Here is a 22,278-nt window from a genome sequence, read left to right as displayed (position 1 = left end):
CGTGTTCTCCTTATTTTCCCTTGACCATCGAATTGAGCAGCCGGCTCAGCATGCCGACGAAGACGAGCGGCGGCAGCGCGAGCAGCACGGTCGACGCGTTGATCACGCCCCACGGCACTTCCTGGCCAAGCGACGTGAACGCGGATGCGACCACCGGCAGCGTCGCGCTGCGCGACGACGTGAGCGCGAGCGCGATCATCAGTTCGTTCCAGACCAGCACGAAGCTGAACACGATGCCGCCGAGCAGCGTGCTCGCGCACACCGGCAGCGCGATGTGCCAGAACACCGCGTACGGGCCGTAGCCGTCGAGCGCGGCGGCTTCCTCGATCTCGCGCGGCAGCCGGCGGAACACCGGGATCGACAGCCACGTGATGGTCGACAGCGTGACGAGCAGGTACGTGACGATCATCGACAGCTTCGTGTCGTACAGCCCGAGATCGACCCAGATCGCGATCAGCGGCAGCGCGACCGCGACGGGCGGCAGGAAGCGCAGCGACAGCAGGAAGAACTGGATGTCGCGCTTGCCGCGCACCGGGTAGCGCGCGATCGCATACGCGGCCGGCACGCCGAGCACCGCGCCGATCAGCACGGCCGCGCCGACGATCGCGATGCTGTTGCCGAGCCCGATCAGCACTTCCGGGCTCGACAGCACCTGTTCGTAGTTCGCGAGCGTCGGCGTGAAGAAGAAGCGCGGCACGGGCGTGACGATGTCGAGCAGGTGCTTGAGCGAATTGAGCACGGCCCAGAACAGCGGGAACGCGGCGACGAGCAGGATCGCGCCGGCGATCGCGACGGTGGAAACATTGGCGGCACCGCGCCGAGCCATCAGTCGTCCCATTTGTTGACCCTCTTCCAGATGAGCGTGAAGACGAGCGTGGTCGCGACCATCATCAGCACGGCCATGGCCGACGCATAGGACACCTTGCCCGCGAGGCCGATGCCCTGCTGGTACGCATAGAGATCGAGCGTCTCGGTCGCGATACCGGGGCCGCCCTTCGTCATCACGTAGATCAGGTCGAACGAGCGCAGCGACTCGACCATCTTGATGAACACGAGGCTCACGAGCGGCGCCTTCAGCATCGGCAGCGCGATGTACGCATGCACCTGCCACGTCGTCGCGTAGTCGAGCCGCGCGGCTTCGAGCGGCTCGGGCGGCAGCGTCTCCAGCAGCTTCAGGATCACGACCGCGAAGAACAGCCCCCACTGCCACACGTCGACGAGCGCGACCGCGTACAGCGCGAGATGCGGATCGGCGAGGAATGCGGTGTTCTCGACGCCGAGCGTGCCGAGCAGCCAGCTCAGGATCCCGGTGAGCGGCGCGTACATGAACTTCCAGATGAACGCGGCAGACACGCGCGGCAGCAGCACCGGCATGATCAGCACCAGCGACGCGAGGCGGCGCCAGCGGCCGTGCACGCGCTCGAACAGGAACACCGCGAGCGCGATCCCGACGAGCACCGCGCCGGCGACCGTGACGACTTCCCACAGCACCGACACCTCGATCGCGTTCAGGAAGCGCCGGTCCGACGCGAGCCGCACGAAATTGCGCAGGCCGACGTATTCGCTGTCCGGGTAGCGCAGCACGCGGTTGCGCAGCGCGAGGTTGATCGCGGCGATCGTCGGGACGAGGCTCAGGACCGCGAGCAGCGCGAGCGTTGGCGCGAGGAACACCCACGGCAGGCTCGTGCGGTCGCGGCGCGCGCGGCCGCGCCGGGCCGACGTGGCGGGAGAGGCCGGGCGGACGCCGAGCGCGCGTCCGCCGGCGCCGTCATTTGCGAGCGCCATGTTCGAGCGCGTCCTTCGCGTACTGGTCCGCGTCGTCGAGCGTGCCGCGGATATCCGTCTGCGTGCCGGTGAACACCTGTTCGAGCGCGATGCCGAGGTTGTCGCCGATATCCGGCCACTGCGGCGTGCGCCAGATCGTCACCTGCGTGACGGGGTTGGTGTCGTTCAGGCCGGCCTGGATCTGCGGTGCGACGTGCTGCTTGAAGTACGGGCTCGCGATCGTGCTCGAGCGGTTGTAGTCGCTGAACACGCCGTTGCGCAGCCGCGCCTGTTCCTGGTCCTTGCTGGTCGCCCATGCGATGAAGCGGCCGGCGGCCATCCGCGTGCAGTCGTCCTTCGCGCCGACCGCCGAGATCGCGAAGCCGTGGCCGTACGCGGCCGACGGCAGCGGCGCGGGCGGCCGCGTGTAGCCGACCTTGCCGGCCACGCTCGACTTGCTCGTGTCTTCCATCCAGTCCGCGAACGGCGTCGATTCGATCATGAACGCGACCTTGCCCGAACGGAACGCTTCGAGCGCGTTGCTCCAGTCGTAGGTCGCCGAGCCCGGCGGCGCGTACTTGAACAGGTCGCTGTAGAGCTGCGTGGCTTTCACGGCGGCCGGCGAATTGAACGCGGGCTGGCCGCTCTTGTCGGTCCACGCGCCGCCCATGCCGAGCATGAACGGCGACCAGCGCCACACGTTCATCCCCGAGCCGCGCTGGCCGCGCGCGACCCAGCCGTACAGTTTCGGCGGTGCGTTCAGCTTCTTGATCGCGGCGACGAGCTGATCGAGCGTCTTCGGCACCGGGATGTGCGCGGCATCGAGCAGGTCGCGGCGGTAGAACAGGAAGTCGCCGCCGCCGATCAGCGGCGCGAAGTACGCGACGCCGTTGTAGCTCGCGACCGCGCGGCGGCCGGGCAGGAAGTCGTCGTAGTCGTATTCCTTCGGGTAGTACTTGAGGAGCGGCACGATCCAGTGGGCCGACGCGAATTCGGCGACGTTCGCCTCGTCGACGTAGTAGATCTGGTAGGAACCCGCGCCGGTCGACGCGTCGAGCCGCGATTTCGCGCGGCGGTCGTTTTCGCCGAAATAGCTGATCTCGACCTTCGTGCCGCTCTTCTTCTCGTAGTCGGCCAGCGATTTCTCCATCACCGACAGGCCGAGGCTCTTCTGCGCGAGCACCCGAAGGGTCGGCACCTTGCAGGTTTGCGCGGCCGCGACGCCCGGCAGACAGGCGCCGAGCAGCACGCCGGCTGCGACGATTCGCATCTTGTTCACCCGTGTCTCCTTGATTCTGCTTGTTCGAATGCCGCCGATGACGGCAGGAACAATGGTGTGACGCGGGCGAGGCGATCACCACATCAAAAGAGTTCGGAAACCGATACTTTTTGCTCAGGGTCGGTCGTGCGATGCACAAAATGTGGTGGTCGGGCGCGAACCGCGCGTGTGAGCGGCAAGGCCCGCGCGTTACGCCGGGAAACGCTCGCTGTCGGCGCCGGCGCGAAATCGTCGAGTTTTTTGCGCAGCTTGCTGACGTGGCTGTCGACCGTGCGCTCCAGCGCGTCGCCTTCCGGCAGGCAGGTCGCCATCAGCTCGGCGCGGCTGAACACGCGGCGCGGCGCGCCCGCGAGTTGCGCGAGCAACGTGAATTCGGCGAGCGTCAGCACGAGCGTGTGGCGCACGCCGCCGACTTCGACCGTCGCCAGGCGGTCAGGATCTCGACGATCTCCGGACGGGCGGCCTCACACGAGGCGACATGTTGGGACGCTATGGATCGCTCACGGAGAATGCGCTTGCGCATCGGCGAGAGGCTGTGGCGGGTCGGGAGTGCGCGCTCGCACGTCGCGCACGCGTATCGGCCTAACAGCTTTATCGAAATGTGCGCAGAGGAATCGAGGGAGGCACTGCCGTGCTTTGTTGCGCGGGTTGCTTGCGTTTGTAAAGAAGTCGTGAGGGAAACCCCCGGGGCCGATACCGGAACGCGCGTGCCCATACCGCAGGCACGCGCGTCCATCCTCAGATGCGACCGAGCAGCACCAGTATCACGACAATGACGACGATCAGCCCGACGCTCCCCGATGGCCAGTAGCCCCAGCTTCGGCTGTGCGGCCATGCAGGAAAGGCTCCAATGAGCAGCAGAATCAGAACGATGATGAGGATCGTACCGAGCATCGCATCCCTCCAGAATTTATTCGACACGGTGTGCGCTGTCGCAATTCGCGTGCCGCGACGAGGGACCGATCACGCCGCAGGGCACCGCTGCCGCACCGGACGATTCGGAAGCGGGCGACCGCGATTACGCGCCGGCGTCCGTGCCGGCGGCGTCCGGCCAGAGCAGGGCCTGGGCGACGACGACGTGATCGCCGTTGAAAGTGGCGGCGGGCGATCCGTACAGGCGATAGCCGAGCGCCAGCGCATCCGATACGCGGTGGCAAAACGTGGCGTCGTCCTTGCCTGTCAGCAGGCGATAGCGGGGCAGGTCGTTGGGCGGGGAATGCGACATGGGCGGGACTCCTGTGAAGGGGGCGGATCGGGCAGTATAAGTCGGACAAAGCTACGCCGCCGGCGAAGGCGGGCGGGGTATTTCCCTCATGAATGCCGATTCATTCAACAAATAAATTTTAAAAATGGCCGCCCGCTCGCTATGCTGAATCCTTCACTTAGGCGGGCATGCAATGGCTGAACTCTTTCTGGTACGGCATGGGCAGGCGTCGTTCGGCACCGACGACTACGACCGGCTTTCCGCGGCGGGCGACCAGCAGGGCGTGTGGCTCGGCGAATACTTTACGCGGCAGGGCCTGACGTTCGACCGCGTAATCTGCGGCACGATGAACCGCCATGCGCAGACGGTCGCCGCGATCCTGCGCGGGATGGGTGGCGAAGGCGTCGCGGTCGATCGCCATCCGGGTCTGAACGAATACGATTTCCACGGGCTGTTCGCGGCGGCCGCCAGCGACTACCCGGAGATCGCGCGGCTCGCGGCCGGCTCGATGAAGGAGCATTTCCGCGCGCTCCGGCAGGTGCTGCAACTGTGGACCGAGGACAAGCTCGGCGAGGCGGCACCCGAAACCTGGGCCCATTTCCAGCAGCGCGTGGCCGATGCGCGCGCGGCGATCCGCGCAGGCGGCGGCCAGCGCGTGCTCGCGGTGAGCTCCGGCGGCCCGATCGCAGTCACCGTGCAGCAGGTGCTCGCGGCGCCGCCGTCGAGCGCGATCGCGCTGAACCTGCAAATCCGCAACAGCAGTCTTTCGCAGTTTTTCTTCAACGCCGACGCGTTCCACCTCGCGTCGTTCAACGGCATCCCGCACCTGGAGGATCCCGAACGACACGCGCTGCGAACCTACGGCTGACCCACGAACGATCGCGACGATGACGAACCCTTCCCAGCAACTCGACGTAGCCCGCCTCACGCGCTATCTGGAAACGCACGTCCCGGGCTTCGAAGGCCCGGTCGACACGGAGAAGTTTGCCGGCGGCCAGTCGAATCCGACTTTCCTGCTGAATGCGAAGAGCGGCCGCTACGTGCTGCGCCGCCAGCCGCCGGGCGAACTGCTGAAATCCGCGCACGCGGTCGACCGCGAATTCCGCGTGCTCACCGCGCTGTCGGGCACCGCGGTGCCGGTCGCGCACCCGTATCACCTGTGCGAGGACCGCGACGTGATCGGCAGCCTGTTCTACGTGATGAGTTTCGAGGACGGCCGGATCTTCTGGGATCCCGCGCTGCCGGAACTCCCGAAGGCCGATCGCGCGACCTGCTACGACGCGTTGCTGCAGACGTTGGCCGCGCTGCACGACGTCGACGTCGACGCGGTGGGCCTCGCCGACTACGGCCGGCCGGGCAACTACTTCGAGCGGCAGATCGGCGTGTGGACGAAGCAGTATCGCGCGGCCGAAACCGGGCGCCTCGACGCGATGGAGGCGCTGATCGACTGGCTGCCGAAGGCGTGCCCCGAGGACAGGGGTCGGCCGGCGCTCGTGCACGGCGATTTCCGGATCGACAACCTGATGTTCGCGCGCGACGGCTATCGCGTGCAGGCCGTGCTCGATTGGGAATTGTCGACGCTCGGCAACCCGCTCGCCGATCTCGCGTATTTCTGCATGTGCCTGCGGTTGCCGTCGGGCGGGCAGGTGCGCGGGCTCGCGGGCCAGGATCGTGCCGCACTCGGTATTCCGGACGAAGCGGCGATCGTCGCGCGCTACTGCGAACTGCGCGGGATCGAGCCGATCCGCGACTGGCACTTCTACCTCGCCTTCAGTTTCTTCCGGCTCGCGGCGATCGCGCAGGGCGTGAAGGCGCGCGCGCTGCAGGGCAACGCATCGAGCGAACAGGCGCTGCTCGTCGGCGAAATGGCCGGCCGGCTGGCCGAGCTGGCCGTCGGCGTGATCGACGCGCATCGCTGACCTCGCCGCGAATCGCCGCGGTCACCACACGGCGGCACGACAACACAATCAATGGAGGAGCACAGCAACATGGCAACGAATCTGTTCGACCTGACGGGCAAGATCGCATTGGTGACGGGCGCGAGCCGCGGCATCGGCGAGGAAATCGCGAAGCTGCTCGCGGAGCAGGGTGCGCACGTGATCGTGTCGAGCCGCAAGATCGACGACTGCCAGGCGGTGGCGGACGCAATCATCGCGGCGGGCGGCCGCGCCGAGGCGCTGGCGTGCCACGTCGGGCGCTTGGAGGACATCGCCGCGACGTTCGAGCACATCCGCGGCAAGCACGGCCGCCTCGACATCCTCGTGAACAACGCGGCCGCGAACCCGTATTTCGGGCACATCCTCGATACGGATCTCGCCGCGTATGAAAAGACCGTCGACGTGAACATCCGCGGCTACTTCTTCATGTCGGTCGAGGCCGGCAAGCTGATGAAGACGCATGGCGGCGGCGCGATCGTCAACACCGCGTCGGTGAATGCGCTGCAACCGGGCGACCGGCAAGGCATCTACTCGATCACGAAGGCGGCCGTCGTCAACATGACGAAGGCGTTCGCGAAGGAATGCGGGCCGCTCGGCATCCGCGTGAATGCGCTGCTGCCGGGCCTCACGAAGACGAAATTCGCCGGCGCGCTGTTCGCCGACAAGGACATCTACGAGACGTGGAAGGCGAAGATCCCGCTGCGCCGCCATGCGGAGCCGCGCGAGATGGCGGGCACCGTGCTGTATCTCGTGTCGGACGCGGCGAGCTATACGAACGGCGAATGCATCGTCGTCGACGGCGGCCTGACGATCTGAGCGCGCGATGAAACTCGCCAGCTACGCCGGCCAGGCCGTGATGATCACCGGCGCCGCGAGCGGCTTCGGCGCGCTGCTCGCGAGCGAACTCGCCGCGATGGGCGCGCGGCTCGCGCTCGGCGACCTGAACGGCGACGCGCTCGAACGCGTCGCCGCGCCGCTGCGCGCGGCCGGTGCCGACGTGATTGCGCAGCGCTGCGACGTGCGCGTCGAAACGGACGTCGCTTCACTGGTGCATGAAACCGTCGCGCGCTTCGGGCGGCTCGACGTCGGCATCAACAACGCGGGCATCGCGCCGCCGATGAAGGCGCTGATCGACACCGACGAAGCCGATCTCGACCTGAGCTTCGCGGTGAACGCGAAGGGCGTGTTCTTCGGGATGAAGCACCAGATCCGCCAGATGCTCGCGCAGCGCGAAGGCGTGATCCTGAACGTCGCGTCGATGGCCGGGCTCGGCGGCGCGCCGAAACTGGCCGCGTATGCGGCGTCGAAACATGCGGTGGTCGGGCTCACGAAGACGGCCGCGCTCGAATACGCGCGCCACGGCATCCGCGTGAATGCGGTGTGCCCGTTCTACAGCACGACGCCGATGGTCACCGAAAGCGAGATCGGCGAGCGCCAGGATTTTCTGGCGCAGGGCTCGCCGATGAAGCGGCTCGGCCGGCCCGATGAAATCGTCGCGACGATGCTGATGCTGTGCGCGAAGGAAAACACGTATCTGACCGGACAAGCCGTCGCCGTCGACGGCGGCGTCTCGGCCTTCTGAACCGAACCGAACCGAACGAACCGAAACACGAAAATCTCGAGGAATCGATCATGGACTTTGGCTACACCCCGAAAGTGGAAGCGCTGCGCGAACGCGTGAGCGCCTTCATGGATGCGCACATCGTGCCGCGCATCCGCCAGTGGAACGACGAAGTGCACGCGGGGCAGTATCCGGTGTCGTTCATGGAAGCGCTGAAGGAGCGCGCGAAAGCGGAAGGGCTGTGGAACCTGTTCCTGCCGCACCTGAAGGACGACGAGCCGGGCATGGGCCTGACGAACCTCGAATACGCGCCGCTCGCCGAGATCATGGGGCGCGTGAGCTGGGCGTCGGAAGTGTTCAACTGCAATGCGCCGGACACGGGCAACATGGAGCTGCTGCACATGTTCGCGACGCCGGAGCAACGCGAACAATGGCTGCTGCCGCTGCTGCGCGGGGAAATCCGCTCGGCGTTCGCGATGACGGAGCCCGACGTCGCGTCGTCGGATGCGACCAACATCACGACGCGCATCGAGCGCGTGGGCGACGAATACGTGATCAACGGCCGCAAGTGGTTCATCACGAACGCCGCGCATCCGAACTGCAAGATCTTCATCGTGATGGGCAAGACCGATCCCGCGGCCGAGTCGCATCAGCAGCAGAGCATGATCCTCGTGCCGCGCGACACGCCGGGCGTGACGGTCGTGCGCAACATCACGGTGGTCAATCACTACGCGCCGGAAGGGCACTGCGAGATCACGTTCGACGACGTGCGCGTGCCGGCGCGCAACCTGCTCGGCGAGGAAGGCAGCGGCTTCGCGCTCGCGCAGGCGCGCCTCGGGCCGGGCCGCATCCACCACTGCATGCGGTCGATCGGCGCGGCCGAGCTGGCGCTGGAACTGATGGTCGACCGCGCGCAGTCGCGCGTCGCGTTCGGCAAGCCGCTGAACCGGCACGGCACCGTCGGCGAATGGATCGCGCGGTCGCGCATCGAGATCGACCAGGCGCGCCTGCTGGTGCTGAAGGCCGCGTGGATGATCGACAAGGTCGGCGCGAAGGCCGCGCGCAAGGAGATTTCGATGATCAAGGCGCTCGTGCCGACCGTTTATACGGACGTGTGCGATCGCGCGATGCAGGTGTTCGGCGCGGCCGGGTTGAGCCCCGATACGCCGCTGGCCGACCTGTGGACCTGGGGCCGCGCGCTGCGCTTCGCCGACGGCCCGGACGAGGTGCACCTGCAGGCGATCGCGCGGATGGAGATCAAGGACGGCGAACCCGGTTCGACCGCACCGTACCTGACGCCGCCGCCGCGCGGTTGAGCGGCCCCCCACGCGGGAGCATGACCTGGACGAACGGGAGGCGCACGCCGTATTAAGATGCCGGCAAGGAGATCCGGCGATGCGCCTTTCGAAGATTGATCTGAACCTGTTCGTCGTATTCGAGGCGATCTACAACAAGCGCAACCTGACGCGCGCGGCCGAGCTGCTGAACCTCACGCAGCCGGCCGTCAGCAACGCGCTGGCGCGGCTGCGCAAGACGCTGAACGATCCGCTGTTCGTCAGCACGCCGGCCGGGATGATGCCGACACCGATGGCCGAGAACATCGTCGGCCGCGTGCGCGAGGCGCTGCAATTGCTCGATTCGAGCGCGCACGAAGGCGACGTGTTCGATCCGGCTTCGTCCGAGCGCGTGTTCCGCCTCAGCATGAGCGACCTGACCGAAGCGCTGCTGCTGCCGGCGCTCGGCGAACTGCTGCAGACGCATGCGCCCGGCATGCACGTGCGCAGCTACACGATGGACCGCCGTGAAGTCGCGACCGCGCTCGCGAACGGCTCGGTCGACATCGCGATCGACGCGCCGCTGATTGGCGATCCGCATCTGCACCAGGCGCTGCTCGTGCAGGACCGCTACGCGTGCATGATCCGCGACGATCATCCGTTCAAGGGCGACACGCTGACCATGGACGACTACCTGTCGATGGGGCACATCCACGTATCGAGCCGCCGCAAGGGCAGCGGGCACGTCGACGCGGAACTGACGCGGCTCGGGCTGCGCCGCAACATCCAGATGCGCGTGCAGCACTACATGGTCGCGCCGCTGATCGCGATGCGCGGCGATCTCGCGCTCACCGCGCCGCTGCGGCTGCTGCAGCGCTATCCGGCGCGGATTCTCGAACTGCCGTTCGAGATGCCGGGGCTCGATTACTTCTGCTACTGGCATCGCAGCGCCGATCAGGATCAGGGCAGCCAGTGGCTGCGCGGGCAGTTGATGGCATTGATGGGCGGGATGGGGGAGGGGCGGTGAAGCCGCGCGGCGATGGCGTCGTCAGCATTGCAGCGCCTGCGCCAGCACGCGCGCCACATGCACGGCCTGCGTCTGTGCGCCATCGTGAATCTGATGCCGGCAACTCGTGCCGTCCGCGACGACGATCGCACCTTCGGCCCGCGCCCGCACGGCCGGCAACAGCGACAGCTCGGCCATCGCCTGCGATGCGTCGTAATGCTCGGCTTCGTAACCGAAGCTGCCGGCCATCCCGCAGCACGACGATTCGACCGGCGACACCTTGAGCCCCGGAATCCAGCGCAGCACGGTCTGCACCGGCGTGAAGGCGCCGAACGCCTTCTGATGGCAGTGGCCGTGCACCAGCGCCTCGGCGGTTCCGTCGAGTTCGCGCAGCCGTAGCGACAACCGGCCGGCTGCCTGCTCGCGGACGAGAAATTCCTCGAACAGGAACGCGTGGCTCGCGAGTCGCGCCGCTTCGTCACCGTAACCATAGGCAAGAAACTCGTCGCGCATCGACAGCAGGCACGACGGCTCCAGCCCCACGATCGCGGCGCCGCGTTCGAGGTACGGCCGCAACGTATCGAGCGTGCGCTTGGCCTCGGCCTTCGCTTCGTCGACGAGCCCGGCCGCGAGGAACGTGCGGCCGCAGCACAGCGGCCGCTCGCCCGCGCGCACGTTGAAGTGCACGGTGTAGCCGGCCGCTTCGAGCACCGCTTGCGCGGCGCGTGCGTTGTCCGGTTCCTGGTAGTTGCTGAACGTATCGACGAAGAGCAGCACTTCACGGGGCGACGTGCCGGCACCCGCATGCGTCGCCGCATCCGCCAGAAACGGCCGCGCAAACGCCGGCAATGCGCGCTGCGGCGCCAGCCCGATCCATCGTTTCAGCGCCGACGCGACGATCGGCACGCCGTTCGCGAATGCGATCGCGCCGTGCATCCTCGACGCCCATGGTGCGTAACGCGGCAGATACGCGACGAGCCGTTCGCGCAAGGACGTGCCGTGCTTGCGGCTCCATGCGTGCCGCGCTTCGATCTTGAAACGCGCCATGTCGACGCCGGTCGGGCAATCGCGCTTGCAGCCCTTGCACGATACGCACAGGTCGAGCGCGGCCTTCACGTCGTCGCCGGCGAGGCCGTCGGCGCCGAGTTGCCCCGTCACCGCGAGCCGCAATGTGTTCGCGCGGCCGCGCGTCACGTGCTGTTCGTCGCGCGTCACGCGGTAGCTCGGGCACATCGTGCCCGCGTCGAACTTGCGGCAGTGGCCGTTGTTGTTGCACATCTCGACCGCCGACGCGAGCCCGTGCGTGACGTCGGCACCCGTGCCGGGCGCGGTTTCGTCGCCGGTCAGCGGGTTGCGCGTGACGTTCCAGGCCGACCAGTCGAGCGCGGGCTGCAGCGGCCGCGCGGCATAGCCGGGCGCGAAGCGGAAGTTTTCGCGCGCATCCATGCGCGGCGGATTGACGATCTTGTCGGGGTTGAAGCGGTTGTCGGGATCGAACAGCGCCTTGATCTCCGCGAACGCCGCATTCAGGCGCGGGCCGTACTGCCATGCGATCCATTCGCCGCGGCACAGCCCGTCGCCGTGTTCGCCCGAATACGCGCCCTTGTACTCGCGCACGAGCGCCGCCGCTTCCTCGGCGATCGCGCGCATGCGCGTCGCGCCGTCGCGCCGCATGTCGAGGATCGGCCGCACGTGCAGCGTGCCGACGCTGGCATGCGCATACCACGTGCCTTCGGTTTCGTGCTTGTGGAACACGTCGGTGAGGCGGCGCGTGTATTCGGCGAGATGTTCGAGCGGCACCGCGCAATCCTCGATGAACGACACCGGCTTGCCGTCGCCCTTCATGCTCATCATGATGTTCAGCCCGGCCTTGCGCACGTCCCACAGCGCCTTCTGTGCGCCGGCCTCGGTCATCTTCACGACGCTGCCGGGCAGCCCGAGATCGGCCATCAGTTCGGCGAGCCGGTCGAGTTGTGCCAGTTGCGCGTCGCGCGATTCGCCCGCGAACTCGACGAGCAGGATCGCCTGCGGCTGTCCGACCAGCGCCTGCTCGATCACCGGCCGGAACGCCGGGTTCTCCATCGACAGGTCGATCATCGTGCGGTCGACGAGCTCGACGGCCACCGGCTCGAGCTTCACGATGTGCTGCGCGGTGTCCATCGCCTGGTAGAAGGTCGGGAAGTTCACGACGCCGAGCGTCTTGTGCGCGGGCAGCGGCGCGAGCTTCAGCGTGATCTGCCGGCTGTACGCGAGCGTGCCTTCCGAGCCGACGAGCAGGTGGGCGAGATTCGCGTGGCCGTCGTCGGTGTACGCGCGCGGGTTCTGGCAGTCGAACAGGTCGAGGTTGTAGCCGGCCACGCGGCGCAGCACCTTCGGCACGCGCTCCGCGAGCTCGTCGCGCTCGCGTGTCGCGATCCGTTCGACGCCGTGCAGCAGGTCGAGCGTGCGGCGGTCGGTGACGGGCTGCGCGAGCGATCCGAACCGGCATTCGCTGCCGTCCGCAAGGATCGCGTCGATCGCGAGCACGTTGTGCACCATGTTGCCGTACTCGATCGAACGCGATCCGCACGAGTTGTTGCCGGCCATCCCGCCGATCGTGCATTGCGCGCCGGTCGACACGTCGACCGGAAACCACAGCCCGTGCGGCTTCAGCCATGCGTTCAGGTGGTCGAGCACGATGCCCGGTTCGACGGTGACGGTGCGCGCGTGCGCATCGAATTCGACGATCCGGTTCAGCCATTTGCTGTTGTCGACCACGAGCGCCTCGCCGACCGTCTGCCCGCACTGGCTCGTACCGGCGCCGCGTGCGAGCACGGGGATCTGGCGGTCGCGCGCGATGTCGAGCGCGACGCGCAGATCGTCCTGGTCGCGCGGCACGACCACGCCGAGCGGCATGATCTGGTAGATCGACGCGTCGGTCGCATAGCGGCCGCGGCTCGCGCGATCGGCGTGGACGTCGCCGCGCATGGCCGTGCGCAGCCGCTCGAACAGCGGCGACAGCGCGGCACCTTGCGACGGCACGAGATGGATGGGGCGAACCAGCGAGGGCGTGATGGCGGATGTCATGGTGGCGGTCGGTATCGGGGAGAACGGAACGGGCGACGCTCACGCGAGCGTGACGCTGACGGGCGGCAGCCCCGGCATGCGGCCGACGGCCGTGCCCGCGGTCCGCGGGAAAAACATTCCCGTGTACGAGCCGGTCGTGACGACGGTGCCGGCCGGCAGCGCGATCCCGTGCCGCGACGCGTGATTCACGAGCCACGGCAGCAGGCGGCGCGGATCGCCCGCGGGGTTGGCGCCCGTCGCGGCCTCGGCGATGTCGCGCCCGTCGAACGTGAAAGCGGGAGCCGGTGCGACGAACGGGAAATCCGCGCGATAGCCGGTCATCTCGCCGAGCACGAGCGCGCCGTGATTCTGCAGGTCGGCGAGTTGCGCGGCGGGGGCGACGTCCGGCCATTCGCGGAAGCGGCTCGCGACGATCTCGATCGCGGCGCCCATCTGCGAGATACCGTCGAACACGTCGTCGTCGGCATACGCGGCGGCGCGCGGGGCGAAGTCGCGGCCGAAGCGGAACGCGGTCTCCAGTTCGAGCCCGAGCGGCCGGAACGCGCCGCGCGGCAGCGTGACGCCGCTCGCATGCCGGCAGTCGTCCGGCAGCGGCGCGCCCTGGATCGGGCCGTCGGGTTGCTTCGCGCCGACCTTCCACGCGCCGATCGCGGCATGGCGTGCGGCGAGCACGTGCGCCTGCACCGCATACGCGGCGTCGGCGCTGGCGGGGACGAGTTCGGGCGGCAGCGCGGCGAACGCGATGCCTTGGTGCCAGCCGGCAACGAGCCGGGCGGCGAGATCGTGGGTAGCTTGGGTCATCGTCGGTAGCGGAAGAAAAGGCGGGCGCCGGCGGCAGCGCCCGGTTGGCGTCAGGCCGGCGAACGATTGGCGGCCGGGCGTTCGGCGGGCGCATCGGCGAAGCGGCTTTCCGGCTGCATGCGGAACGCGAGCAGCACGCCGACGCCCATCAGCACCATGCTGCCGATGAACGGCAGCTCCCAGTTGCCGAAGCGGTCGATCACGAAGCCGGAGATCACCGGCGACAGGATCGCCGCGAGCGCGGAGCCGGAATTCATCATCCCGCTCGCGGTGCCCGAGTATTCCGGCGCGATGTCCATCGGCACGGCCCACATCGGGCCGATCGTCATCTCGGCGAAGAAGAAGCCGGACGCGAGGCACGCCATCGACACGTACAGGTGATGCGTGAACAGCAGCGGCAACAGCGACAGCAACGTGAGCAGCATGCATACCGACACCATCCAGCTGCGCGCGCGCTTGAGGCTGCCGGTGCGCGCATAGATGCGATCGGTGACGAGGCCGCCGAGCGTGTCGCCGACCACGCCCGCGAAGAACACCGCGGACGCGAACACGGCCGATTTCTTCAGGTCGAGGTCGTAGCTGTGCAGGAAGTACTGCGGAATCCAGCTCAGGAACAGCCACAGCGTCCAGCCGTAGCAGAAGTAGACGATCGTTACCGGCATCATCCGGCGAAACAGCGGCCCCCACGGCACGGTCGCGGGCTTTTGCTTCGGCGGCGGCAGCGCATCGAGTTCGGCCTGCGTGATGCGCGGATGATCCTTCGGATGTTCGGTGTAGACGAGCGCCCAGACCGCGACCCATACGATGCTGATCACGCCGCAGATGTAGAACGATTCGCGCCATCCGTACACGGCCATCACTGCGACGACGGCGGCCGGCGCGACCGCGTTGCCGACCCGCGAGAACGCATGCGTGATGCCCTGCGCGAAGCCGCGTTTCTCGCGCGGCACCCAGCGCGCCATCGCCGACGTGGCCGCCGGGAACGTCGCGCCTTCGCCGAGCCCGAGCAGCAGCCGTGCGGCGAGCAGCGATGCGAGGCCGCCGGCCATCCCGGTGAGCAGCGTCGCGACGGCCCACAGCAGCCCGCACGCGAGCAGCGTGCGGCGCGCGCCGAAGCGGTCGCTGACCCAGCCGCCGATGATCTGGAACACGAGGTACGGATACGCGAACGCGGAAAACACCAGGCCGATTTCCGTCCTGTTCAGCCCGAATTCCCGGCCGAACCCGGCCGCCGCCGTGCTCACGTTCACGCGATCGAGGTACGTGATGAAGTACATCACGCATAGCATCACCAGCACGATGCTGGTCGCCCGGAACAGCTTCATGGTGCGTCTCCTTGATGTTGTCTGGCTTGCCGCTGCCGCGGCGCCGGCTCTGGGGCCGGTTGCGTGCCGATGCAGCGCGGCCGCGCGTCGTGCGGGGCCGCAAAGGGGAACGAGCGGAGCGCCCGCGATGCGCCGCGGGCACCCGTGGTCAGGCCGCCGCGCGCAGCGCGGGCGTGTGGGTGTGCGATCCGAGCGCGTCCATCGCCGCGACGACGCCGCTCGCGGCAACCGGCACGCCGGCGAGCTTCAGCCCCATCTCGCAGCCGGCGAGCGTCGCCATCAGCGTGAGGTCGTTGCAGTCGCCGAGATGGCCGATGCGGAACATCCGGCCGCGCATCTTGCCGAGCGCCTGCCCGAGCGACATGTCGAAGCGTTCGTAAATCAGCTTGCGCACGGCGTCCGCGTCGACGCCGTCGGGCATCATCACGCCGGTCAGCACCGGGCTGTAGACGGCCGGATCCGCGCACTGGATCTCGAGGCCCCACGCGCGCACCGCGCGGCGCGTCGCCTCGGCGAGCCGCTGGTGGCGCGCGAACACGTTGTCGAGCCCTTCGCCGAGGATCATGTCGAGCGCTTCGGCGAGCCCGTACAGCAGGTTGGTGTTCGGCGTGTACGGCCAGTAGCCGTTCCGGTTTGCGTCGATGATCTCGTGCCAGCCCCAGAACGCGCGCGGCAGCGTGGCGTGCTCGCTCGCCGCGAGCGCCTTGGCCGACACCGCGTTGAAGCTGATGCCCGGCGGCAGCATCAGCCCTTTCTGCGAACCCGACACCGTCACGTCGACGCCCCATTCGTCATGGCGGTAGTCGGCGGACGCGAGCCCCGAGATCGTGTCGACCATCAGCAGCGCCGGGTGGCCGGCCGCGTCGATCGCGCGGCGCACGGCCGCGATGTCGGACGTGACGCCGGTGGACGTCTCGTTGTGCACCACGCACACGGCCTTGATGACGTGCGCGGTATCGGCGCGCAGGCGCGCTTCGACCAGGTCCGGCTGCACGCCGCGGCGCCAGCCTTCGATGCCCGGCAGGCCGAGGAACTCGGGCTTCAGGCCGAGCGCCTCGGCCATCTTCTTCCACAGCGTCGCGAAGTGGCCGGTCTCGTACATCAGCACCGTGTCGCCCGCGCTCAGCGTGTTGGTCAGCGCGGCTTCCCACGCGCCGGTGCCCGACGCCGGATAGATGACCACCGGCTGCGTGGTCTTGAAGATCTGCTTGATGCCGGCCAGCACCTTCAGGCCGAGCGCGCCGAATTCGGGGCCGCGGTGATCGATGGTCGGATAGCTCATCGCCCGCAGGATGCGGTCCGGCACCGGGCTCGGCCCCGGAATCTGCAGAAAGTGGCGGCCGGACGGGTGGAAGTCGAGTTGCAGCATGGTCAATCTATCTCCGTGGTTGTATTTTGAATTTTGCATGCAAAATACTTTAGCAGAGCGATCCCGACGGAACCAAGCGTTGATTTCGCCGAAGATGCCGGTGTTTACCCGATATTAGCCATGCGATATTCGGGTCGGGCCACTTGCAGTAGAATCGCGGGAAGCAAGAAGGAAGGACTTTGCATGCAAGATTTGAATGATCTGGAGCATGCCGGCGGCGCGCCGGCACTGCCGAAACTGGAGCGGCAACGGTTGCACGACACGGTTGTCGAGCATTTGCGCAAGTTCATCGTCGAGGGCGTGCTGACGCCTGGCATGCGGCTGAACGAGCGCGAGCTGTGCGAGACGCTCGGCATCTCGCGCACGCCGCTGCGCGAGGCGTTCAAGGTGCTGGCGGCCGAGGGGCTGCTGGTGCTGTCGCCGAACCGCGGCGCGAGCGTGTACCGGATGACGGAATCGGAGATCCGCGAGACGTTCGAACTGATGTCGGGGCTGGAGGCGTTTTCAGGCGAACTGGCGTGCGAGCGCATCACGCCGGCCGAACTCGCCGAGATCAAGGCGCTGCATTACTCGATGCTCGCGTGCCGGATGCAGAACGACCTGCCCGGCTACTACAGCCGAAACCAGGAAATCCACGACCGCATCAACGAGGCCGCGCGCAACTCGGCGCTGCGCGCGACGTACCAGTCGATCAACCGGCGGCTCATGTCGATGCGGTTCCGTTCGAACCAGCACGTCGAGAAGTGGGATCGCGCGGTGCACGACCACGAGGAGATGATCAAGGCGCTCGACGCGCGCGACGGCAAGGCGCTTGCGGCGATCCTGCGGCGGCATCTGCTGGAAAAGCGCGACGCGGTGCTGTTGCTGCATGCGGAAGTCGATACCGACGTACACAAGCTCGCGTAACGACGCCAGGCGCGGCGCGATGCAGCCGCGTCACTGCATGCGTGTCACGTCACGCAGCGTCGATATCCGCCGGCGTGGACGCAAGGCCGTCGGCATTCCCGCGCGCTGCGCCGCCCTCTGTCTGCGCGTGCTCCGTTCAGCGCTGGATCATGTTGCGGGTGCGCGCGGGCGCGAGCATCGTCTGTTCGGGCTTGAACAGGTTGAAGGATGGGGCCTGCGGGCCGGCCCACGGGTTCGAGCCGTAGGTCAGCGACACCCTCTCGAACGGCACGTTGTATTGGCGGCCGAGCGCGAGCTGCCCGCCCGCGGCAGTGGTCGGATTTCACGTTCTCGACGTTTCTCGCGCGGATCGACCGCGTGTTCAACCTGACCGGCGAAGCGGGGCCGGCCTCGCGGCACCGCGCGTGATGCGCGCCGTGTGAACGGGCACGGCGGCGGCGCGTACGTGCGTGCCGCCGTTTCGTCAGAACGGCTCGTCGTCGAAGCGGGATGCGGCGGGCCGGCGCTTCAGGTCCTTCAGCCAGTCCCGGACCTTGTCCGGATCGTCGAACTCGCGCAGTGCGACGGTCAGATCGTGGTTGCTGCGCTGCATGCCGGCAATGTCCCGCGTCAGCATGCGCATCACCGTATCGGGCGCGATCTTGGTCGACGACGCGATGCCGTACGTTCGCCTGAAATCGTTCTCGACGTGCACGATCTCCCGGCCGAGCTCGCGGAGCTGTTCCTCCAGGATGCCGTTGTAGTGCGTCAGCCGCGCCTCGCTCAGGCCGTCGATCGCGCGCCGGTCGATCTGTTCGATCTCCAGTTGCAGCTCCAGCAGGTGCAGGAGGTTGCCTTTCGCATACGCGTGGTTGACGCGTTGCATCAGCACGGTCTTGCGCGCCTGTTCCTCGGGATCGGTTTCGCGATCGGGATGCAGCGCGCTGGCGAGCTTGCGATAGACGTCGCGAAGCGACTTGCTCGATTCGGCCTGCTCGGCTTCGCGTCGCGCCTGCGCGGCCGATTGCCGGGGCGCCTTCTTGCGCTTCGCGCGCTGTGCTTCGCGGGCCTCGTGGGCGGCCATGTCGCGCTTGAACTGTTCGTCGAGTTCGGCCTGCATGCGCGCGGCGAGTTCGTCGGGCGACAGCGCGTCGAGATCGTCCGCCGGTTCGGCGGCGGGTGCGGGATCTGTTTCCGGTTCCGGCTTCGTCCGTGCGGGGGCGGTCGCTGCGCGGTCGTTGTCATCGGACAGGCAGTGCCGGTTGTAGATGATTTTCAACGTCGCGTCGTCGCTGACGTCGAGCAAGTCGCGCGCCATGTCGGCGATCAGCGCGGACAGCGTGCGTTGTTCGGCCTTGCTCAGACCTTTCTGCAGGAACGCGTCGTCGAGCAGGTTGAGCAACTGGATTCGCAACACCGTCGACGCCTGTTCGAGCGGCAGCAGGCCGTCGACGAACTTCTTCTGGAACGCCGGCATCACGGCGTCCCACGCGCCGAGCCGCTCGCGGCGCTTTTCGATCTGCTTGACGAGCGTATTGAACGTTTGCTGGGCTTTCGACAGGCTGGCTGTCTCGTGGCCGGGTGCGATGGCGACCGCGGCACCGCGACGTGCGGTCATGATGAGTGTCCTCCGGCCGCGGCAGGACGCGCGGCAGGCCGGTATTTTAGCCGGATGCCTGCGGGGCGGCGCGGAATTTAGGAACCTGAACGACCGGATAAACGGCGATTCCTGGCGGGCTGTGTTCCAGAATGCGAGAGCGCGCGCAAGGGCGCATGCAGCTGGGATCGTGCATCGCCACGTGCTGCGACGGCGCTACCCGCATTGACCACTCCTGATGCGCGGGACGCGGAGAGAGACGGCAACCGGAAGCGTGCGGTGTCCGAGTCCGATGTCAGGCCGGGGAAATGGGTGTTGCTTATCGTGCGGCGGGCGGGCGTGTACGAATGCCGATCGATGTTGCTATGGATCGATCGCGAAACAAGGGGAGACGCGCTGCTAGAAGGAAATCGGTTGCACGCGCAACCGGGCCCCCCGGAGTGGGGTCCGTCAGTCGCCGAACAGCTGCCCTTGCCCGGAGATCACGCGTTCGAAATCGTCGCGCAGGAACGGCAGGATCGCATCGGCGACGGGCTGAAGCTGACGGCTCAGGTAGAACGCGTAGTCGATCGGTGAGCGCATCGTCTCCAGCGGCTCGGGGCCGGCCGTCGTCATCACGTAGCTGATCCAGCCGCCGCGCTGATACTGCAGCGGCCGGCCCTGCGCGTGATTGAAGTCGTCGGCGATCCGCGCCGCGCGCACGTGCGGCGGCACGTTGCGTTCGTATTCGCGCAGCGGCCGGCGCACGCGCTTGCGGTAGACGAGCTGATCGTCGAATTCGCCGGCCAGCGTGCGACGCACGTAGTCGCGAATGAAATCCTGGTGCGGCTCGCGCCTGAACACGCGCCGGTACAACTCGCGCTGGAACTGCTGGGCGAGCGGCGTCCAGTCGGTGCGTACCGTTTCGAGCCCCTTGAACACGAGATCCTCGCCGCCGTCGGCCGTCGCCGCGAGGCCCGCATAGCGCTTCTTGCTGCCTTCTTCCGCGCCGCGCACGGTCGGCATCAGGAAGCGGCGGTAATGCCGCTCGTATTGCAGCTCCAGCGCGCTGTCGAGCCCGAACTGCTCGCGCAGATGGGCTTGCCACCAGCGATTCACGTGTTCGACGAGCGCGCGACCCATGGCGCCGGCTTCGTCGTCGTCATGCGCATGGCCGAGCCAAACGAACGTCGAATCGGTATCGCCGTAAATCACTTCGTAACCCTGAGCTTCGATCAGTTGGCGCGTGCGGTGCATGATTTCGTGGCCGCGCATCGTGATCGACGACGCGAGGCGCGGGTCGAAGAAGCGGCAGCCCGTCGAGCCGAGCACGCCGTAGAACGAATTCATGATGATCTTCAGCGCCTGCGACAGCGGCGCGTTGCGCTGCCGCTTCGCGTCGTCGCGGCCTTCCCACACGCGGCGCACGATCTCGGGCAGGCAGTGCGCGGTGCGCGAGAAACGCGCGCCGAGAAAGCCGGGCACCGATGCGTCGTCGGCGGGCTGCGCGAGCCCCTCGATCAGGCCGACCGGATCGATCAGGAACGTGCGGATGATCGACGGATAGAGGCTCTTGTAGTCGAACACGAGCACTGAGTCGTACAGCCCGGGGCGCGAATCCATCACGAAGCCGCCGGGGCTGTTCTGCCCTGTCACGTCGCCGAGGTTCGGCGCGACGTAGCCGAGCCGGTGCATGCGCGGCAGGTACAGGTGCGTGAACGCCGCGACCGAGCCGCCGGTGCGATCGGCCGCGAGGCCCGTGACGCTTGCGCGTTCGAGCGCGAAGGAGAGCAGGTCGGCCTTGTCGAAGATGCGCGTGACGAGTTCGCAGTCCTTCAGGTTGTAGCGCGCGAGCGCGGGCTTGTCATGATCGAAGCGGCGCTGGATCTCGTCCATCCGCTGGTACGGGTTGTCGATCGACTTGCCTTCGCCGAGCAGCGATTGCGACACGTATTCGAGGCTGAACGACGGGAAGGTCCACGTCGCGGATTTCAGCATGTCGATGCCGTCGAGGATCAGCCGGCCGGCCGCGCCCGCGAAGAAGTGATCGGGCTGCTGGCCGTGCGCGCGCCAGTCGAGCACGCTGCCGCCGCGCCCGAGCTTCAGCGGCACGCCATATTGCTCCGCGTGCGCGTGCAGGATGCGCAGGTCGAACTGCACGAGGTTCCAGCCGATCACCGCGTCGGGGTCGTGCGCGTCGAACCAGTCGTTGAGCCGCGCGAGCATGGCGGCGCGGCTGTCGCAATAGTCGAGGTTGAAGTCAAGGGGAGCTGCGCTGCCGCTTGCGTCGCCGTTCGGCGGGCCGAGCATGTAGACCTGACGTTGTCCGCAGCCTTCGAGCGCGATCGAGTACAGCTCGCCGTGGACGCTGGTTTCGACGTCGAGCGACACGCAGCGCAGCGTCGGGCGGTAACCGGTTGCGGGCTTCAGCTCGCCGCCGGTGAGCGTGCCGTCGCGGCCGGGCTGGCCGCGAAACTGAACGCATGCGGTGATGAAGCGCTCCATCGCGTAGCGGTCGGGCGGCTGCACGTCGGCTTCGTAGACGTCGACACCGGCGGCGGCGAGCCGCTTCTGGAGCCCGGACAGATGGCGGTAGCGCTTGCAATAGAGGCCGACGACCGGGCGCTGCCGGAAGTCGCGCAGCGCGAGCGGGCGCAACTCGGCTTCGCGCTCGTCGGCCAGCGTCCGTTCGGCAAGCGCCTGCTGTTCGGCCGGGATGAACGCGACCGCTTCCTGCGGGCGCAACCGCACGCGGCGCGGACCGTGTTCGGTTGCCAGCCAGAACTCGATCTCGATGCCGGATGCGGTGTCCCGCCAGTGGCGGGTAAGGATGAAGCCCTGCTCGAACGCCGTCAAAACGCTTGCTCGTGGTGGATGCCCAGGCGGCGGATTTTAGCGCCTGGACGCGGTTTGCGCCGGCGTCGGGCCGATGGCATCAGGTGGCAGGAAAGGCGGCGCGTGATGCGCCATCCCGTGCGGGCCGCATCGATCGGCCCCGGCAACCAGTGGCGCATGACGATTGCGTGGCGCTTCTGCGTGACGTATTCCTCTATCGCGAGTCGAGGGCATCGTCACCGACGTGGGACAGTGTCGCGGTGGCGCCGTCGCCATCCGGGAATTCGATGACGACGGGATGCGACTTGGCGGTGCGCGGCACATCATGGTCGATCGTCACGATGCTGCCCTGGATAGGGGGGCGAATGGTGGGTACGCAGCAGGACGGAAGTGGGC

19 protein-coding genes and 2 pseudogenes are annotated in these 22,278 nt (G+C 67.5%); 7 read left to right on the top strand and 14 right to left on the bottom strand.

What is annotated here, in order from left to right:
- Nucleotides 1-10 precede the first annotated feature (10 nt).
- From AC3IFE_RS14570 to AC3IFE_RS14545, 6 genes and pseudogenes are all read right to left on the bottom strand, one after another.
- Nucleotides 11-838, bottom strand: a complete 828-nt coding sequence (locus tag AC3IFE_RS14570) for a carbohydrate ABC transporter permease (RefSeq protein WP_489190918.1) — start codon at nt 836-838, stop codon at nt 11-13.
- Nucleotides 826-1,785, bottom strand: coding sequence for a carbohydrate ABC transporter permease (locus AC3IFE_RS14565; protein WP_256979689.1), 960 nt, complete (start codon nt 1,783-1,785; stop codon nt 826-828). Before AC3IFE_RS14565 ends, AC3IFE_RS14570 begins: the two co-directional genes overlap by 13 nt.
- Nucleotides 1,769-3,034 carry an ABC transporter substrate-binding protein gene (locus tag AC3IFE_RS14560; RefSeq protein ID WP_489190923.1) on the bottom strand — a complete coding sequence of 422 codons (1,266 nt, stop codon included), beginning with the start codon at nt 3,032-3,034 and terminating at the stop codon, nt 1,769-1,771. Before AC3IFE_RS14560 ends, AC3IFE_RS14565 begins: the two co-directional genes overlap by 17 nt.
- Nucleotides 3,035-3,258: 224 nt before the next feature.
- Nucleotides 3,259-3,468 (bottom strand): annotated as a pseudogene (locus AC3IFE_RS14555) (winged helix-turn-helix domain-containing protein); the annotation flags it as partial.
- Nucleotides 3,469-3,781: 313 nt separating this feature from the next.
- Nucleotides 3,782-3,937 carry a DUF3309 family protein gene (locus AC3IFE_RS14550; RefSeq protein ID WP_011881216.1) on the bottom strand — a complete coding sequence of 52 codons (156 nt, stop codon included), beginning with the start codon at nt 3,935-3,937 and terminating at the stop codon, nt 3,782-3,784.
- Between the two features lie 124 nt (nt 3,938-4,061).
- On the bottom strand, nt 4,062-4,268 hold the full coding sequence (locus AC3IFE_RS14545) for a DUF1737 domain-containing protein (protein ID WP_301737470.1): 207 nt from the start codon (nt 4,266-4,268) through the stop codon (nt 4,062-4,064).
- 172 nt (nt 4,269-4,440) lie between these two features.
- On the opposite strand from AC3IFE_RS14545, the gene AC3IFE_RS14540 reads away from it, so the two are divergent.
- The 6 genes from AC3IFE_RS14540 (at nt 4,441) to AC3IFE_RS14515 (ending at nt 10,046) form a co-directional block, all read left to right on the top strand.
- On the top strand, nt 4,441-5,115 hold the full coding sequence (locus AC3IFE_RS14540; protein WP_089468878.1) for a histidine phosphatase family protein: 675 nt from the start codon (nt 4,441-4,443) through the stop codon (nt 5,113-5,115).
- Nucleotides 5,116-5,134: 19 nt separating this feature from the next.
- Entirely contained in the window at nt 5,135-6,166 is a 1,032-nt protein-coding gene (locus AC3IFE_RS14535; RefSeq protein WP_489190917.1) for a phosphotransferase, read from the top strand.
- Nucleotides 6,167-6,235: 69 nt separating this feature from the next.
- Nucleotides 6,236-7,000 (top strand): SDR family oxidoreductase, encoded by a 765-nt coding sequence (locus AC3IFE_RS14530; RefSeq protein WP_489190916.1) that lies wholly within the window; start codon nt 6,236-6,238, stop codon nt 6,998-7,000.
- 7 nt (nt 7,001-7,007) lie between these two features.
- The gene (locus AC3IFE_RS14525) at nt 7,008-7,766 is read left to right on the top strand and encodes an SDR family NAD(P)-dependent oxidoreductase (RefSeq protein WP_489190915.1); all 759 of its coding nucleotides are present in this window, start codon (nt 7,008-7,010) and stop codon (nt 7,764-7,766) included.
- 50 nt (nt 7,767-7,816) lie between these two features.
- Nucleotides 7,817-9,061: an acyl-CoA dehydrogenase family protein gene (locus AC3IFE_RS14520; protein WP_489190914.1), complete on the top strand. Its 1,245-nt coding sequence runs from the start codon at nt 7,817-7,819 to the stop codon at nt 9,059-9,061.
- Between the two features lie 79 nt (nt 9,062-9,140).
- On the top strand, nt 9,141-10,046 hold the full coding sequence (locus AC3IFE_RS14515; RefSeq protein WP_489190913.1) for a LysR family transcriptional regulator: 906 nt from the start codon (nt 9,141-9,143) through the stop codon (nt 10,044-10,046).
- Nucleotides 10,047-10,067: 21 nt separating this feature from the next.
- Here AC3IFE_RS14515 and AC3IFE_RS14510 read toward each other — a convergent pair whose 3' ends face one another.
- The 4 genes from AC3IFE_RS14510 to AC3IFE_RS14495 all read right to left on the bottom strand — a co-directional run bounded on the left by AC3IFE_RS14510 (nt 10,068) and on the right by AC3IFE_RS14495 (nt 16,586).
- Nucleotides 10,068-13,091 carry an FAD-binding and (Fe-S)-binding domain-containing protein gene (locus AC3IFE_RS14510; RefSeq protein WP_089468884.1) on the bottom strand — a complete coding sequence of 1,008 codons (3,024 nt, stop codon included), beginning with the start codon at nt 13,089-13,091 and terminating at the stop codon, nt 10,068-10,070.
- 39 nt (nt 13,092-13,130) lie between these two features.
- A complete protein-coding gene (locus AC3IFE_RS14505) occupies nt 13,131-13,892 on the bottom strand; it encodes a 2-keto-4-pentenoate hydratase (RefSeq protein ID WP_489190912.1) in 762 nt (253 codons plus the stop codon).
- Between the two features lie 50 nt (nt 13,893-13,942).
- Nucleotides 13,943-15,217, bottom strand: a complete 1,275-nt coding sequence (locus tag AC3IFE_RS14500; protein WP_489190911.1) for an MFS transporter — start codon at nt 15,215-15,217, stop codon at nt 13,943-13,945.
- Nucleotides 15,218-15,365: 148 nt separating this feature from the next.
- Entirely contained in the window at nt 15,366-16,586 is a 1,221-nt protein-coding gene (locus AC3IFE_RS14495; protein ID WP_489190910.1) for a pyridoxal-phosphate-dependent aminotransferase family protein, read from the bottom strand.
- A gap of 183 nt (nt 16,587-16,769) precedes the next feature.
- Between AC3IFE_RS14495 and AC3IFE_RS14490 the strand changes: the two genes are divergently transcribed.
- A complete protein-coding gene (locus AC3IFE_RS14490; protein WP_489190909.1) occupies nt 16,770-17,492 on the top strand; it encodes a GntR family transcriptional regulator in 723 nt (240 codons plus the stop codon).
- Nucleotides 17,493-17,628: 136 nt separating this feature from the next.
- On the opposite strand, the gene AC3IFE_RS14485 is transcribed toward AC3IFE_RS14490, so the two are convergent.
- From AC3IFE_RS14485 to AC3IFE_RS14470, 4 genes and pseudogenes are all read right to left on the bottom strand, one after another.
- A complete protein-coding gene (locus AC3IFE_RS14485) occupies nt 17,629-17,763 on the bottom strand; it encodes a hypothetical protein (RefSeq protein ID WP_489190924.1) in 135 nt (44 codons plus the stop codon).
- 192 nt (nt 17,764-17,955) lie between these two features.
- Nucleotides 17,956-19,089, bottom strand: coding sequence for a J domain-containing protein (locus tag AC3IFE_RS14480; RefSeq protein WP_489190908.1), 1,134 nt, complete (start codon nt 19,087-19,089; stop codon nt 17,956-17,958).
- Nucleotides 19,090-19,518: 429 nt separating this feature from the next.
- Nucleotides 19,519-21,903 carry a DNA polymerase II gene (locus tag AC3IFE_RS14475; protein WP_489190907.1) on the bottom strand — a complete coding sequence of 795 codons (2,385 nt, stop codon included), beginning with the start codon at nt 21,901-21,903 and terminating at the stop codon, nt 19,519-19,521.
- A gap of 193 nt (nt 21,904-22,096) precedes the next feature.
- Nucleotides 22,097-22,278 (bottom strand): annotated as a pseudogene (locus AC3IFE_RS14470) (hypothetical protein); the annotation flags it as partial.

Source organism: Burkholderia sp. APQ4-4ca (assembly GCF_057837105.1).
Note: the sequence above shows the minus strand (reverse complement) of the source record. Positions and strands in the feature narration are given on the sequence as shown.